Annotated in this window: 12 protein-coding genes and 1 pseudogene; 1 reads left to right on the top strand and 12 read right to left on the bottom strand. The window is 49.9% G+C overall.

The features are described from left to right. On the bottom strand, positions 1-635 hold a 635-nt coding region (locus ACLTD4_RS26845; RefSeq protein ID WP_412331703.1), incomplete at its 3' end, for a PLP-dependent transferase. 178 nt (positions 636-813) lie between these two features. Here ACLTD4_RS26845 and ACLTD4_RS26840 point away from each other — a divergent pair. After that, positions 814-1,917, top strand: a complete 1,104-nt coding sequence (locus tag ACLTD4_RS26840; RefSeq protein ID WP_117622779.1) for a DUF362 domain-containing protein — start codon at positions 814-816, stop codon at positions 1,915-1,917. A gap of 123 nt (positions 1,918-2,040) precedes the next feature. Here the strand turns inward: ACLTD4_RS26840 and ACLTD4_RS26835 are convergent, their stop codons facing one another. The 11 genes and pseudogenes from ACLTD4_RS26835 to ACLTD4_RS26785 form a co-directional block, all read right to left on the bottom strand. Then, a complete protein-coding gene (locus tag ACLTD4_RS26835) occupies positions 2,041-2,529 on the bottom strand; it encodes a YbhB/YbcL family Raf kinase inhibitor-like protein (RefSeq protein ID WP_117622780.1) in 489 nt (162 codons plus the stop codon). After that, positions 2,526-4,469 carry an LTA synthase family protein gene (locus ACLTD4_RS26830; RefSeq protein WP_117622781.1) on the bottom strand — a complete coding sequence of 648 codons (1,944 nt, stop codon included), beginning with the start codon at positions 4,467-4,469 and terminating at the stop codon, positions 2,526-2,528. Before ACLTD4_RS26830 ends, ACLTD4_RS26835 begins: the two co-directional genes overlap by 4 nt. 199 nt (positions 4,470-4,668) lie before the next feature. Beyond that, on the bottom strand, positions 4,669-5,148 hold the full coding sequence (locus ACLTD4_RS26825) for a zinc ribbon domain-containing protein (RefSeq protein WP_002600062.1): 480 nt from the start codon (positions 5,146-5,148) through the stop codon (positions 4,669-4,671). Positions 5,149-5,206: 58 nt separating this feature from the next. Then, complete coding sequence (locus tag ACLTD4_RS26820; protein ID WP_117634170.1) at positions 5,207-7,399, bottom strand: DUF6449 domain-containing protein; 2,193 nt, start codon at positions 7,397-7,399, stop codon at positions 5,207-5,209. Further along, a complete protein-coding gene (locus ACLTD4_RS26815) occupies positions 7,374-8,273 on the bottom strand; it encodes an ABC transporter ATP-binding protein (RefSeq protein ID WP_002600064.1) in 900 nt (299 codons plus the stop codon). Before ACLTD4_RS26815 ends, ACLTD4_RS26820 begins: the two co-directional genes overlap by 26 nt. Continuing rightward, positions 8,239-8,664, bottom strand: a complete 426-nt coding sequence (locus ACLTD4_RS26810; RefSeq protein WP_002600065.1) for a GntR family transcriptional regulator — start codon at positions 8,662-8,664, stop codon at positions 8,239-8,241. The genes ACLTD4_RS26815 and ACLTD4_RS26810 overlap by 35 nt, the downstream gene beginning before the upstream one ends. Positions 8,665-8,770: 106 nt before the next feature. Continuing rightward, positions 8,771-9,670, bottom strand: coding sequence for a DUF4397 domain-containing protein (locus tag ACLTD4_RS26805; RefSeq protein ID WP_055655814.1), 900 nt, complete (start codon positions 9,668-9,670; stop codon positions 8,771-8,773). 101 nt (positions 9,671-9,771) lie between these two features. After that, complete coding sequence (locus tag ACLTD4_RS26800) at positions 9,772-11,157, bottom strand: MATE family efflux transporter (RefSeq protein WP_117622782.1); 1,386 nt, start codon at positions 11,155-11,157, stop codon at positions 9,772-9,774. 206 nt (positions 11,158-11,363) lie between these two features. After that, a complete protein-coding gene (locus ACLTD4_RS26795; protein ID WP_117622783.1) occupies positions 11,364-11,573 on the bottom strand; it encodes a hypothetical protein in 210 nt (69 codons plus the stop codon). A gap of 222 nt (positions 11,574-11,795) precedes the next feature. Then, positions 11,796-15,332, bottom strand: coding sequence for a pyruvate:ferredoxin (flavodoxin) oxidoreductase (gene nifJ / locus ACLTD4_RS26790; RefSeq protein ID WP_117622784.1), 3,537 nt, complete (start codon positions 15,330-15,332; stop codon positions 11,796-11,798). A gap of 236 nt (positions 15,333-15,568) precedes the next feature. Then, positions 15,569-15,898: pseudogene (locus ACLTD4_RS26785) on the bottom strand (vanomycin resistance protein VanB); the annotation flags it as partial.

Genomic DNA, 15,898 nt, shown 5'->3' with positions numbered 1-15,898 from the left:
TCCATGTACTTTGTGGTAGAATGGGTCACGATATCCGCGCCCCACTCGAACGGACGGCAGTTGATCGGAGTTGCAAACGTATTGTCAATAATCAGCGGCACGCCGTGTCTGTGTGCTGCCCTCGCAAACTTTTCAATATCCAGAACCACCAGGGCCGGATTGGCGATAGTCTCACCAAATACCGCCTTCGTATTCGGCTTAAATGCCTTCTCCAGCTCTTCCTCTGTCGCATCCGGATCCACCAGAGTCGAATCAATTCCAAGTTTCTTAAGTGTCACGGTAAAGAGATTGGTCGTTCCGCCGTAGATTGCCGCAGAACTGATCACGTGATCTCCCTCCCCGCAGATATTTAAAATAGAGAAAAATGACGCTGCCTGTCCTGAGGATGTCAGCATCGCGGCCACGCCGCCCTCCAGCTCACATATTTTCGATGCTACCGCGTCGTTCGTCGGATTGGCTAAGCGGGTATAGAAATATCCCTCGTCCTCCAGATCGAACAGTCTGCCCATCTTATCGCTGTCATCATATTTAAATGTAGTACTCTGATAGATCGGAAGTACTCTGGGTTCTCCGCTCTTCGGCTGCCATCCGCCCTGAATACAAACTGTCTCTCTGGAACGCTTATTCTGGCTCATGATTCTTCCTCCTGTGTTGTTAAGTCATATTTTCTCCCTAGTTTATCACAAAATTTTCCATAATTCAATATCCCGGCTGCCGGAGTTGCGGAAACAAAGAAAACATCTTGAACTCCTCACCCATTTACAGTATAATATCTAAATGGAAAATTTTATCAATCACGCACAGGAGGTGCACATGGATAAATCAAAGGTTTACTATACGAATTTTCACACCACATTTTCAGAAAATCTGCCGCAGAAGCTAAAGAGGCTTATTAAAACTGCCGGCATGGAGCAGATTGATTTTCAGAACAAATACGCGGCAATCAAGATCCATTTCGGAGAACTGGGCAACTTATCTTTTCTCCGTCCCAACTACGCAAAGGTCGTCGCAGACCTGGTACGTGAAAACGGCGGAAAACCGTTTCTGACCGACTGCAACACGCTGTACGTCGGAAGCCGCAAGAATGCCCTGGATCACCTCAACACCGCTTACGAGAATGGTTTTTCCCCCTTCTCAACCGGCTGCCACGTTCTGATCGCCGACGGCTTAAAGGGTACCGATGAGGCTCTGGTCCCCATCGATGGTGACTACATAAAGGAAGCAAAGATCGGACGCGCCGTCATGGATGCCGATATTTTCATCTCCCTGACCCATTTCAAAGGCCATGAGAGCACCGGTTTCGGGGGCACCTTAAAGAACATCGGCATGGGCTGCGGTTCCCGCGCCGGCAAGATGGAGATGCATAACGCCGGGAAGCCCCACGTCGCGCAGGATACCTGTGTCGGCTGTCACGCCTGCGAGAAAAACTGTGCGCACGGAGCCATCTCCTTCCAGGAGAAAAAGGCGTCTATCGATCACAATCGCTGTGTCGGCTGCGGACGCTGTGTCGGAGTCTGTCCGGTAGATGCCGTGGAGACAGACTGTGATGAGTCCAACGACATCTTAAACTGCAAGATCGCGGAATACACGTATGCAGTCGTGAAGGACCGCCCCTGCTTCCATATCAGCCTCGTTACAGACGTCTCACCAAACTGTGACTGCCACTCCGAGAACGATATCCCGATTATTCCCAATGTCGGCATGTTCGCCTCCTTCGATCCGGTGGCCCTCGATATGGCCTGTGTGGACGCCGTCAACAGCCAGCCGGTTATTGCGGGAAGCATTCTGGAAAAGCACGGCAGCGAGCACCACGACCACTTTACAGACGTTCACCCGGATACCAACTGGAAAACCGCAGTAGAACACGGCGTAAAAATCGGTCTTGGAAATAAGGAATACGAGTTGATTAAAATTTAAATACGGATCGCAATAAAAAGAATGCCTGAAGCAGACAGGATCAACGTATGATCCCTGGGTTTGCTTCAGGCATTCTTTTTTTAACAGATTGATCTTCGACCGATTTCCAGCCTGTTTCCTCTCCTACCTCCCCCGCTTATACTTCCCGCACAGCTCCCCTTTTTGCAGCACATGCCCTTCCATCGCATTCAGCAGCTCCTTTTTCCCCGCAGTTTCCTCCAGCGGAAGAAGGCAGTCAAGGACGTAAAACCGAAAAACATATCTGTGCGTATTTCTCACAAAAACAGGCTGCTTCGGTCCCCGGTATCTGTTTTTTCCATACCCGCGCCCCTGCACGGCATTTCCCAGTTCTTTTACAACCGCTCCACAGGGGATATTTTCCGGAATCACGGCCATTGCCGGAAGATTCCAGATCAGCCAGTGATTATAAGCCGGGATAAACGGGATATCCAGATCATCCATAATCACGGCAATCGAAACCGCATTCTCACAGAGATTCTTTAACTCAAATTCCGGTGATATATCTCTGCCAAAGCCGGTATACTCCCTGGGTATATTTCCGTTATTCTCAAATGCCCGGCACACTGCCTTCAATTCCCTGTCGTCGCTCATGATTCTTTCCCCTTTTCCCTGACTCCCTCTCCCAGCGGAATCTTGTCCCTTCCAATCTGCCAAACCGTAATATCGGCATCCGTGACTTTTTTCTCCGGAATATTCCTGGCAATGATCAGTTCCGGCCACACGAATGTGGTCTCCACCGCCTTTCCGTCCAGGCAGATTTTGGAATACGGTGTAAAATTCTCACCGTACACCAGAATATTGGAATCGTTATACACAATATCATCAATGGTGATGGGATCGATTCCCATCTGTAAATCCGTGGTCTGGTAGGGATTTTCCCCGCCGTACACCTCCCTGTCTCCGTACAGGATATCGTATTCCAGCGCCTTCATATCGGCCAGATACGTCTCCTCATCCTCCATGCCGCCATCCAGATAGTTCTGATGGAACCGCATCATGGTTCCCTCATGAATCCCCAGCATATCCAGTACGTGGGCGGCCAGCTGATACGCCTCCACATCCACCTTCTTCTTCGGAAGATTCATGTTGTTCCAGACCACATACTCCGTCTGATACAGGGATTTGTTGATCATCTCATCCTCCGTCCATTCAAAGCTGGGAAGGTGGTCTCCGTACATCACAAGTACGATGGGTTCCTCCCTCGTGCGAAGGGTATTGACAAGTGAACGGATAAAATCATCCATCTCACTGATCTGTTCACAGTAATACTTAAAATCCGGATACTTTCCATGGCCCTGCACCGATATGGTATAGATAAAATCAGGCCCCTCTGTGGAATCCAGCGTCCCTATAATCTCCTTCACCAGGATCTTGTCCTTGCACCAACCGGCCGGATTTCTCTCGATATTGTTCATGTATTCAATAGGCGTAAACGTATCGAACCCGATCTGCGCGAACACATTGTTCCTGTCATAGAAGGTCGCCTCGTTGTTGTGGATGGCGTGGGCCGAGTAGCCCAGATTCTTTAAATCAAAGGCCACACTCTCGCAGGAGGTCTTTTTCAGCACGGTTTTATAAGGATACTCGCCCGGTCCGAAAAAATCCAGATTCATACCCGTGATGGCTTCAAATTCCGTATTGGCCGTCCCCGCACCTACGGAAGGCACATTCAAATATCCATGGGGATAATTTTTCTGCAGCTGGTGGAAAAATGGGATGGGATCATAATTTTCCGCCCCACCGGATTCCGGATTGCCCGTCACCGGATTCTTCTTCCACAGAAGCGGGTCGAAAAAGGACTCCAGCTGGATCATAATGACATTCGGCTTCGTACTGGCCGAGACCGCATATGTATTTTCCGGAACCAGCTCCTCCGCCTTAATCACCTCGATCGTCTCCGTACCATAGTCTTCCGGCTTGGAGATTCCCGTGTTGAACATGGAATTGGCAAAACAGTAGGGGAACCCGTATGCCTGAAACGCCGCTCCGATATTGCCGAAACGCACCGCCACCAGCCCGGTGTTCATGGCAGCTGTCGTCAGTCCCAGAACCACCGCCGCGCTGATCCCCACAACCGCCGAGCCCTTGACGTAATTGACCTTTTCCCGGCCGACCGGTGCAATCCGCCACACAAACACGCAGAAGACCGTCACCACCACCAGGGCCACCGCTATCATAACCAGCTGCATCCAGGTGAAATACGTGGTCGCAATATTAGCCGCGTACTTGATCAGCCTGAAATCCGCCGCTGTAAACGGAGTCGTCCGGAAAATCAGGAGTATCCCGTTCACGACTCCCATTCCCAGCCAGACAATCGACAGCACGATTGCCACAAACACCCTGCGCCTCGTAAGAAACAGCACCGTAAACGGCAGGGCGATAATGCATGTATTCAAAAGGAAGACCAGCGGACTTTCCAACACATAGGCCAAAAGCACTGCAAACGACTTCCTGCTGATAAACTCGATCAAAAAATTTAAAACAGCTGCCAGAATCACAATCTTCCCCAGCCGTTTCCCATATGCCTTCATGGCGGATCTCCTTTGTACCTCATCGTACTTCATTTCTTTAGAATCGGATTTAGTCTACCACACTTTACTTGAAATTTACATACCTGTTTGCAAAATTTAGGAAAAATGTTAAAAACGGGCTATGAACCTGACAAAAAAACAGAGTGCCATACGGTCTCCCGCACAGCACTCCTGATACCTTCACTCTTTTTGATTATGTTTAATACTCTTCCGTCGGAACAAATGCGTCTTCTTCCGCCGCAGGAACGCCGGCCGGGCGCTCAGCTTCTTCCTCTGAAGCCGCCTGTTCTTCCGCAGCAGCATCCACGTCTTCGCTTTCCGCCGCTTCTTCCTTAATCGAAGCACCGCATTTGCCGCAGTATAAGGAATCCTTCGGAACCTTTGCGCCGCAGACCGCACAGATCCGGCTGCCTTCGCTCTGGGTCAGTTCAATCTCCAGGGCTGCGATCCGTTCCCTGCACGCCTTGACAGCATCGTATACCTTGGCATAGGCCTCTTCCGGCTCACGGTTGGATTCATAATAGATCCGTCCGATGGCGGCATAGGCTTCCTCCAGCTTCGTCTTCTCCGTGCTGATCTGCGTCTTTAACTGTATCGTCTCCGTAAGTGCCTTTGCCTTTGTGGCCACTTCTTTACCGGTATCCGTAAGGGTCTTTCCCAATTCTTCCAAAAATGCCATACGTAGTTCCTCCTTTGACTTGTCACTTTTACTATTTTATCGTCATTGGAGGAAAAAGTCAATCAGAGACTGTTTCCACTTCTAAGTTAATACGCTCCGAGTCAGCCTTTAAGAATTCCGGCAAATCTGCTCTCCGGATGCTGTACTCGTGGCTGATCTGCCCGCTGCTGCTTTTCACCACCGCTTCAAAGGTGATCCGATCATCCCTTTCACAGAATGGGTTCATATTCGAATAATCATCCAGTCTGGCCGTCTCCATTAGAGCCGCCAGTTCCTCTTTATCCGTAATTATAATCTGGGAAGTGATATCCTTGTCATAGTATCTTGAGTCGTCCTTCTTCGTCAGCTGAAAGAGGTCAATATCGGCTCTTATCACCTCACCCGTATCGGTCACAGTAGTCAGCCTGATGCCGCAGTCCTCCAGCAGTCCGATGGTCTTCTGAAAGGACGGGTATACCGGGTAGTAGCCCCTGTCCGTCACATTGTTGTATCTCCAGGAATAACCGTTCTTCTCCTTTGATTTTTCCGCCTGCACCTGTACGTCAGTCATAAACTGAATCTGGGCGATCGGATTTTGCTGCTCCATCACGTCTGAAGTCAGGCCTGCCATCTCCTCCTGATAGGTTCGGAGTATCAGATCGACGTAATCCGTCCCCTCTTTGCTGCTGCCACGGGTCACCTCTCCGGTCCAGCTGTTCTGTGCTACCTTAATCTTTCCTGTATTCTCCGGAGTCTGTTCCATCACCGGATAAGCCGCCATGCGGTAATCCCGGCTGTCATAGATCTTCCTGATGAGATCGTACTCCTCATCACCGTAAACAGCATAGGAACGGTACACTTCTCTGCCATTCTTCAGTTTAAACTTCACAGAGAAGCTGACGTAATGATCTCCATCCTCAGAATCCCATTGATACTGACGCTTTTTCTCTTTTTCCACCTGGCTGACCGCCTTGGAGACGAGAGTCAGCGCCGTGTCCATATCGGTAAGCTGCATACGGGAGAAGATGTACGTGTCGGAAGACTCGTAATCCCAGTAATAATCTTCTTCATCGTCCATTTTCGCACTTCCGTAGTCCACCCAGTACTCCATATTCGTCAGGGAGACTGCCACGGATTCCAGATCCGACTGCTTCGGAATGTACTTGTCGTAGCCAAATAAGTCAAAGCGGAACCCACAGAATATCAGCGCCGCGGCAAGTGCACACACCGCCATGGAAATCCTGCTGGAGAACAGCTTCCGGAAATCAAAGTGGTAAATGATTTCGATTATACAGTGTGACAGCAGCAGGCCGCAGACCAGTCCAAACACCGCCCATCCGATACTGTCATGCAGATACCAGAAGAACAGTCCACCACAGAGTGCGGAGAGGATTACAATCGGAATGCGGATAACTGGCTGGCTTACCTTAAACGCCATAGCCTTTCCAGCCGCCTCCGAACCTCTCACACGGTAAAGCAGAACCGCTGCCGCCGTTACCGCTACGATGATGAGAATCACTGCGCAAATCCTTAATATAAGGCTTCCGCTCTTCGCCCCATCCATAAATGCCGAATAGTTGCTGATATACAGCGTCAGCGCAGAGCATTTATCGAGCAGCTTGTATGTGATACTGCTTCCGCCGTTATAGCTGGTCTTAAAGAATTCCTGATACAGGGCATCCAGAAGCAGGAGCAGCGCCGGAAAATACAGATGGAACACGCCGGTTCCCAGGATTCCCACCAGGATATTGCCGGTCATCACCATGGCCAGCACGGTCACGGAATACAGCATGATAAAGTGAAGCAGAAGGAAGCCAAACGCCCCCAAAGCCTCCGGGACGATGTCCCCGGGGACGATTCCGTTCACCAGGGCAACCAGTAAGCCCAGCAGTAAATTGACCGCATATGTAGAAAACAGGATCAGCACTCCGTCCAGATAATTCACAAAAAACAGTTTTTCACGCTTTACCGGAAGCGAGTGGTAGAAATCCACTTTTTTTCTGGAATGCAGCCAGGAAAAACTGGTCACGCCCAGAATCAGTGACAGCAGCACGATAATCACTGCTATGAATCCATTTTGAAAGCCGAGGATCGACCGGGCGCCATACATCAGGCCGTAGTACGTTTCCTCCATGTTTCTGCTGCCGCTGAGACTCAAAGCCGTAGCCACCGGCAGCGCAAAGAAGAAGGTTAAGAAGGTGAGAGCCACCGCCCAGAGGCGCCGCTTCAAGTCCTCTTTCATCAGATTAAAGAATAAGTTTTTTGATGTCATATCCTGCCACCTCCGTCTCACTGATAAATATCTCTTCCAGGGACAATGGAATAATCTCATAAAATACCGGACGATAGGACTCCATCAAAGATTCCGCCTCTTCCCGGCTTCCCCTCACGGTGATGGTTATAAGCTTTCCTCGCCGCTCCGTCTTAAGCCGGTCGAATGCCACCAGATCATCCGCGTCCATTCCCTCTCTCAATACGCACTGAATCTTATGAATATTGAGTTTCATATCATCCAAATCCTTGGACAGCAGGATTCCTCCCTTGTGAAGGAGTCCCACATGGTCACAGATATCCTCCAGCTCCCGCAGATTATGGGAAGCAATAATAGGAGTCAGATTCCGCTCCGATATGTCGCCTGCAAATATGCTCTTCACCGCCTGCCTCATCACAGGATCCAGGCCGTCAAACGTCTCGTCACAGAACAGATAATCCGTATTCGCACAGATTCCGCAGATCACAGACAGCTGCTTCTTCATACCCTTGGAAAATGTATTGACCTTTCTCCTGCCGTTTAATTCGAAACCAGACAGCAGCTTGTGAAATCTGTTCTTATCAAACTTCGGATAGACACGGCTGTAGAACTCCATCATCTCCAGCGGAGTCGCATTGCTGAAAAAATACTGTTCATCCGATATGTAGAAGAACCGCTGCTTGACGTCCTCCCTCTCGAATACATTCTTCCCATCGATCGTGACGCTTCCCTCATCGGGTTTTAAAACGCCGCTCATCATCCTTAAAAATGTGCTCTTCCCCGCCCCGTTCGTCCCGATTAAACCGAACACGGAGGCGTCCTTAATTTCTGCATTAATATGATCCACGGCAATCATATCATCAAACCGTTTCGTCAGATTCTCCGCTTTTATCACGCTGCTCTTCCTCCCTTACCATAGATTTTTGTCCCTTCCAGTCCTCGGCGACCCAGCAGTGAACCTTATCCTCCGTCACCCCTGCGTTCCTCGCCTCACCGAGCCAGCCGCCCAGCTCTTTCCGCAGCTCGCTCACCTTTAAAGCCCTGATGGAACTCGTATCCGATACGAAGCTTCCCCGCCCCTTTACGGAGTAAATAAAGCCGCGTCGCTCCAGCTCCGCATAAGCCCGCTGTATCGTGTTGGGATTAATGGACAAATCCGTGGCCAGACTCCTGACCGACGGAAGCTGGCTGTCCTGTTCCAGAACACCGCATATCATCAGGTCCTGCAGCTTTTCCACGACCTGCTCGTAAATCGGTCTGCGGTCTTTGTAATCCAGCAGAATCATATGGCACCTCCTATACTGTATTAATACATCTAATACACCTAGTATACACGAACACCCCCGGTTTGTCAACCGGAGGTGCTAAAAAAGCAGTAACAGGAGTCATCCATTAATTTCGTCTGTCTTCCACAATCAGAATCCTGATCGCATCCTGAGAATTGTTCCAGTTAAACACATAGAGTGTATAGGAGACATTTCCCCTGATATAGATATTGGAGGTCAGAAGCGGGCTTCCCGCAAACGCCGAGCTGTTGGAGACGGAAACCGTATAGTATCCGGCCGGCAGATATCGGAAGCTGGTCACTTCGCGGTAATTCACGTTACGGAAGGTAACCGCGCCGCCGTTCAGCGTGACGTTGACGCTGCGGTTCGTATTGGATAAGTTGCATACGCGGAAGCATCCTGTATTCACTCCGCCGTTGCAGTTCATATCCGTGATCTCCATTAAGTCCAGACCGGTATTTGTATTGATGATGGCTACAGTGATTGCGCCGTTTAACGGTACGTTGATCTGCTTCTGGATGTAGACGTAGCCGTTCTGTCCCGATACGGTGACGGTCTGCATACCGGCGGATACGCGGCCGTACTGGCTGACCTCCGCGTTGTCCAGACCGTTTACCACCATCTGATTGTTGATGTAAATTATGAATGGATTATATCCGGCGGCGGCATTTAAGAACCGTACGACGCCGTACTGAGTGGTATTGCAGAAGTAACAGGGAATGATCGGTCTCGGGAAAACGGTGATGATTGAACCCCAGATCCCATTGTTCGGTCTCTCGGGAAACGTTGGAATCGGTCCGCCCTCTCCGGGGTTTGGCAGCGGAATCACCGGAGTCTGGCTCTCGTCAAAATCAGGAACAGGCCCGCCTTCGCCTGGATTCGGCAGCGGAGCTACCGGGAAATTACTCTCGTCTTCTCCATCCGGCACCGGTCCGCCCTCGCCTGGGTTTGGCAGCGGAATCACGGGTGTATCTGCATCATTCTGCATATAAGATAAAGTGTCCATATTGCCCCTCTTTTATGTTTATTATACTTTAAGTTTATTCCACCTTATCTTCCCAGTGCCTGTACCGGAGCAAATTTATCTTAAATTTTACAAAATATTTTCTAAGAGGCCGTAACCGCGTCCCCATTCTGATTATTTCTGCCCAAAAGCCTGCGCAGACGCCCCATCACATGGCGGTAGGCCGGAAGCAGAAACAGATCCGCCGCCACCCAGGCGATGGGATTGGCAAAGCATACAGCTGCGTATCCAAAGACCGGAACGAGACAGAATCCGACAAAGGACCGCGCCGCCATCTCACAGACTCCCGCGATGATGGCAAATTTCGAATACCCCAGCCCCTGAATCATGAATCTCACGATGTTGACGAGAGCCAATGGGAAATAGAACAGGCTGTTGGCAACCAGAAACTGCTTCGTATTCGCTAAAATCTCCACTTCCCCCGCATCCACAAACAGCAGCGCCACCACATCACTGAAGAGATAGAGCCCGGCCAGCGCAATCACCGAATAGACAGCCCCGATGATAATACAGGACTTGATCCCCTTATCGATACGGTCCAGCTTTCTGGCTCCGATATTCTGGCCTCCGTAGGTAGCCATGGTAGCCCCCATGGCGTCAAAGGGGCAGCAGAAAAACATACTGATCTTTCCTCCTGCCGTGACAGATGCGACCGCCACTGACCCCAGGGAATTGACCGCGGTCTGTAAGATAACGCTTCCGATGGCCGTTATGGAATACTGAAGTCCCATGGGAATTCCCATGCCGCACAGCGTCATCATGGCATTCTTATCCGGCTTCCACTCGTCCCCCTGCATCTTTAAAATCGCAAACTTCTTTCTCATGTAGAGCAGACAGAGAACGCCGGAGACGCCCTGGGAGATCACCGTCGCCCATGCGGCTCCCGCTACGCCCATATGGAGGACGAGAATCGTAAAGAAATCCAGGAAAATATTCATAATCGAGGACATCAGCAGAAAGATAAGCGGCGTGGTGCTGTCCCCCAGAGACCGGATAATTCCGGACAGAATATTATAAAGGTATGTAGCCGGTATTCCCAAAAATATGATAAAAATGTAGGAGTACGCCCCGTCGATAATGTCCGCCGGCGTATTCATCCAGATAAGGATATTCCGGCACAGCACACAGACCACGGCTGTCATCACGACCGCAAAGATCAGAGCCAGCCAGCCTCCGTTGGCGACAAACCGCCGGAGCGCGACCTCATTCTTTTCTCCGAACTTCTGTGCCACCGGAATCGCAAAGCCGCTGCACACACCGACGCAGAACCCGATAATCATAAAATTGATCGAGCCGGTGGATCCCACCGCCGCCAGCGCATTCACGCCCAGATACTTACCAACGATAATGGTATCAACCATATTATACAGCTGCTGAAACAGCAGACCGAACAGCATGGGAATCAAAAAGCTCAATATAAGCTTCATCGGCGAGCCGGTTGTCATATCCTTTGTCTGCTTCTTTGCCATCGTTTTCTGTCCTCACTTGTTTATTCAGATTTTCTGTTCACCGCACCACAAAAGTATGATGCTACATCAACATAATTTACACGCAGTGCGAAGAATTTGCAAGCGAAATTTTTCCATTTTACCCCGTATTTTTCCATTTTCGTGAAATTTATCACATTACACAAAATATCCGCCGGATCCGTCCAAAATCTAAGACTTCTTTCGTGTCACTTCACGATCCCCAGCCGCCTCATATCCAGCTCTAAGTATTCCAGGGGAGTGAGGCGTTCCCTGACTCCGGCTGCCGTCAGCGCCCGGCCTCCCTGAAGCACAATCCCGTGTAACTCCCAGCAGTAGCACAGCTCCCTCTCACTCCCGTAAAATGGGGCAGGTATCTTCAGCTGTCTCTGCAAAGGGATCGTAATCCCAAATTCCATTATCACTCCTCCAATCTTAATAAAAGTCCGGCATGACACATTTTCCTACAAGAAAGAGTCCGGCTCGACAGGCTCTCGCGCCGGAGCGCGGTCGCTTCAGCGGCCATACTTCCTTAGCGCGGAGTGCACATCCTCCCGGAGGGTTTTTATTTCATAGAAAGAACTATCCTGTGAAATGAAAAAAACGCCCGGGCATACCGCCCGGGCGCAGTCCTTCAAATCTTATTTATCACCATACAGTGTAACAAGCTTTGTCAGATAATCATATCTTTCCTTCGCATCTGCCTCGTTCTTAGCGAACAGATCAGCTGCTCTCTCAGGATTCTTCATAGCTAAGGAAGCGTAACGAACCTCGCCCTTTAAGAATTCCTGATAATCTCCTGTCGGAGCCTTGCTGTCCAGAGAGAATTTCTTCTCAGCAGCCGGGTTGAAACGGAAGTTATTCCAGTATCCACACTCAACAGCCAGTTTCTCTTCTGTCTGAGCCTTGCTCATGCCCTTCTTGATACCATGGTTGATACATGGAGCGTAAGCAATGATTAAGGACGGTCCCGGATAAGCCTCTGCCTCTGCAATGGCCTTAACGGTCTGTGCATAGTCAGCACCCATGGAGATCTGTGCTACGTACACATAGCCATAGCTCATTGCGATGCTTGCAAGGTCTTTCTTCTTAACTTCCTTACCGCCGGCAGCGAACTGTGCAACAGCGCCTGTCTTGGTAGCCTTGGAAGCCTGTCCGCCTGTGTTGGAGTAAACCTCTGTATCGTATACCATGATGTTGATATCCTTGCCGCTTGCAAGAACGTGGTCAACACCGCCGAATCCGATATCGTAAGCCCAGCCGTCACCACCGAATACCCACTGGGATTTCTTTCCTAAGAAATCTTTGTCTTTCACGATGGCTTTGCAGGTCTCACAGTCACAGCCTTCTAATGCAGCAACTAACTTATCGGTTGCAGCACCGTTGGTTGCGCCGCATGTAAAGGTATCTAAGTATTCCTTGCATGCTGCTTTCACTTCCTCAGAAGCTGCTTCAGAGTTCATAACGGACTCAACTTTTACCTTTAAGCCGTCTCTGATTGCGTTCTGAGCTAATAACATACCGTAACCGAACTCAGCGTTATCCTCGAATAAGGAGTTGGACCATGCAGGACCCTGTCCCTTTTCGTTTACTGTGTAAGGTGTGGACGGTGAAGAGTTGCCCCAGATAGAAGAACATCCGGTTGCGTTGGCGATGTACATTCTGTCACCGAATAACTGGGTAATTAATTTTGCGTAAGGAGTCTCGCCACAGCCCGCACATGCGCCTGAGAATTCAAGTAATGGCTGTTTGAACTGGCTTCCCTTAACGGTGGTAGGTTTGAATTTGTCGATAACTTCCTGCTTGATCGGAAGAGTCTGACCGAAGTCATATACCTTCTGAGATTCTGCGTAGTTTGCTTCCATGTTGACCATGGTAAGAGCCTTCTCGCCCTTCTTGCCAGGACATACGTTCGCACAGGAGCCGCATCCGGTACAGTCAAGAGCGGATACTGTCATGGAGAACTTGTAGCCAGGCATGCCTGTCATATCAAGCATCTTTGTTCCTTCTGGAGCCTGTGCAGCCTCTTCAGCTGTCATGGCAACCGGACGGATTACTGCATGAGGACAAACGTATGCACAGAAGTTACACTGGATACAGTTGTCTGGATTCCAGTTAGGAATATTAACAGCGATACCACGTTTCTCATACGCGGAAGAACCGGATGGTGTGGAACCGTCTACATACTCTGTAAATGCGGATACTGGTAAGGAATCGCCCTCCTGAGCGCTGACCTTAGCCTGGATGTTGTTAACGAAGTCTACAACGTCCTTGCGGCCGCTGGCTGCGTGAGTCATGTCAAGACCTTCGTCTTCGCAGGACTTCCAGCTCTCCGGAACCTCTACCTTAACAACGCCCTTAGCGCCTGCATCGATCGCTGCCCAGTTCTTCATAACAACGTCTTCGCCCTTACGTCCGTAGGTAGCCTTTGCAGCTGCCTTCATCAGTTCATTAGCCTTCTCAGCAGGAATGATTCCTGTCAGCTCGAAGAATGCGGACTGTAAGATTGTGTTGATACGTGTCGGGCCCATGCCGGTTTCGATACCGATCTTAACACCGTCGATGGTATAAAGGTTGATGTTGTGATCAGCGATGAACTTCTTAACCTGTCCAGGTAAATGCTTCTCAAGGCCTTCTGCATCCCATGGGCAGTTCAGTAAGAATGTACCGCCGTCCACTAATTCCTGAACCATATTGTACTTACGTACATAGGACGGATTGTGGCATGCTACGAAGTTTGCCTTATGGATTAAATAGGTAGATTTAATCGGCTTATGTCCGAAACGTAAATGGGACATGGTAACACCGCCGGACTTCTTGGAGTCATAATCGAAGTAAGCCTGAGCGTACATATCTGTGTTGTCACCGATGATCTTGATGGAGTTCTTGTTAGCACCTACCGTACCGTCGGCGCCAAGACCCCAGAACTTACAGTTGGTTGTTCCTTCCGGAGTAGTAACCAGCGGAGCACCTGTCTCAAGAGATAAATGAGTAACATCATCGTTGATGCCGATGGTGAAAGGTGTCTTTGTCTCGTTATCGAATACAGCAACGATCTGAGCCGGTGTTGTATCCTTGGAGCCTAAGCCGTAACGTCCGGTTAAGATCTTAACCTGATCGAACTTGGTTCCTCTTAAAGCTGCCACTACGTCTAAGTATAACGGCTCGCCAAGGGATCCTGGCTCTTTTGTTCTGTCTAATACGGAGATCGTCTTAACGGTATCCGGGATTGCTTCAACAAGAGCGTCTGCGCAGAATGGTCTGTAAAGACGAACCTTCACAACACCAACCTTCTGTCCCCGTGCTACCATGTAGTCGATGGTCTCTTCGATTGTATCGTTTACGGAACCCATGGATACGATTACGTGCTCTGCATCCGGAGCGCCGTAGTAGTTGAACAGCTTATAATCGGTACCGATCTTAGCATTGACCTTGTCCATGTATTTCTGAACGATAGCCGGTAATGCTTCGTAATATGGATTACATGCTTCTCTTGCCTGGAAGAAGATATCCGGGTTCTGAGCAGAACCTCTCTGGCAAGGATGGTTTGGATTTAATGCATGACGACGGAACTCGTCCACTGCGTCCATGTCAACCATCTCTTTTAAATCTTCGTAATCCCAGGTCTCCACCTTCTGGATCTCATGAGATGTACGGAAACCGTCAAAGAAGTTGATGAACGGAACTTTTCCTTCAAGAGCTGCCATATGTGCAACAGGAGTTAAATCCATAACTTCCTGAACGCTGGATTCGCATAACATTGCGCAGCCGGTCTGACGGCATGCGTATACGTCGGAGTGGTCACCAAAGATTGATAAAGCATGGCTTGCAACTGCACGTGCGGAAACGTTGAATACACCCGGTAACTGCTCGCCTGCGATTTTATAAAGGTTCGGGATCATTAATAACAGACCCTGGGATGCGGTGTAGGTGGTGGTCAGCGCACCTGCAGATAAGGATCCGTGAACAGCACCTGCTGCACCTGCCTCAGACTGCATCTCTGTAATCTGTACTGTATGACCGAAGATATTGGTTCTTCCGTCGGTTGCCCATTCATCTGAAGCTTCCGCCATAGGTGAGGATGGGGTAATCGGATAGATAGCCGCTACATCAGTAAATGCATAAGATGCATGTGCTGCTGCGTGGTTTCCATCCATGGTTTTCATTTTTCTTGCCATTTTGATTTCCTCCTACAAATGTGAATATTGTATAGTTTGGTTCCCCGAAGGGATAGTGACCTGTTTACTATTATAACAATTATTTAACAAATTGCAAATAAGAAAAATGGAAAATTACGTACTATTTTAGGAACAATTCTGCGAAACACCGGGAACTGCCCGCTGCAGGGGGCAGCCTGTCGTTTTCAGGCAAAAAAAGACCGGATAAAAATTCTATCCGGTCCATAAATCGCCCTTTAGCTCAGCGGGCTCGGCGGAACTACGTTCTGCCCCGAGCTGCTTCCGCCCGGCCCCTCCGGCTGTACCGCCTGAGTCGTGGTTGGCTGGGTTGCCGATGTCGGCTGCTCTCCCGGTCCCTGTCCAGGTACCGTATCGGGCTGTGCCGTAGTCGGCTGTGTCGGCGCTGTCGTCGCCGGAATATCCGTTCCGCCAGAAGGTGATGTCTCTCCCTCCGAGGTGGCGATGGTGCTGCCTCCTGAAGACGACTCATCCGTGGCAGGAACTACCACGCCTGATGTGTTGCGCTTGATTGTCGCGGGCTTGCCGCGGTATGTGCTGTTGTGGAA

It is taken from the genome of Hungatella sp., assembly GCF_046966825.1.
Note: the sequence above shows the minus strand (reverse complement) of the source record. Positions and strands in the feature narration are given on the sequence as shown.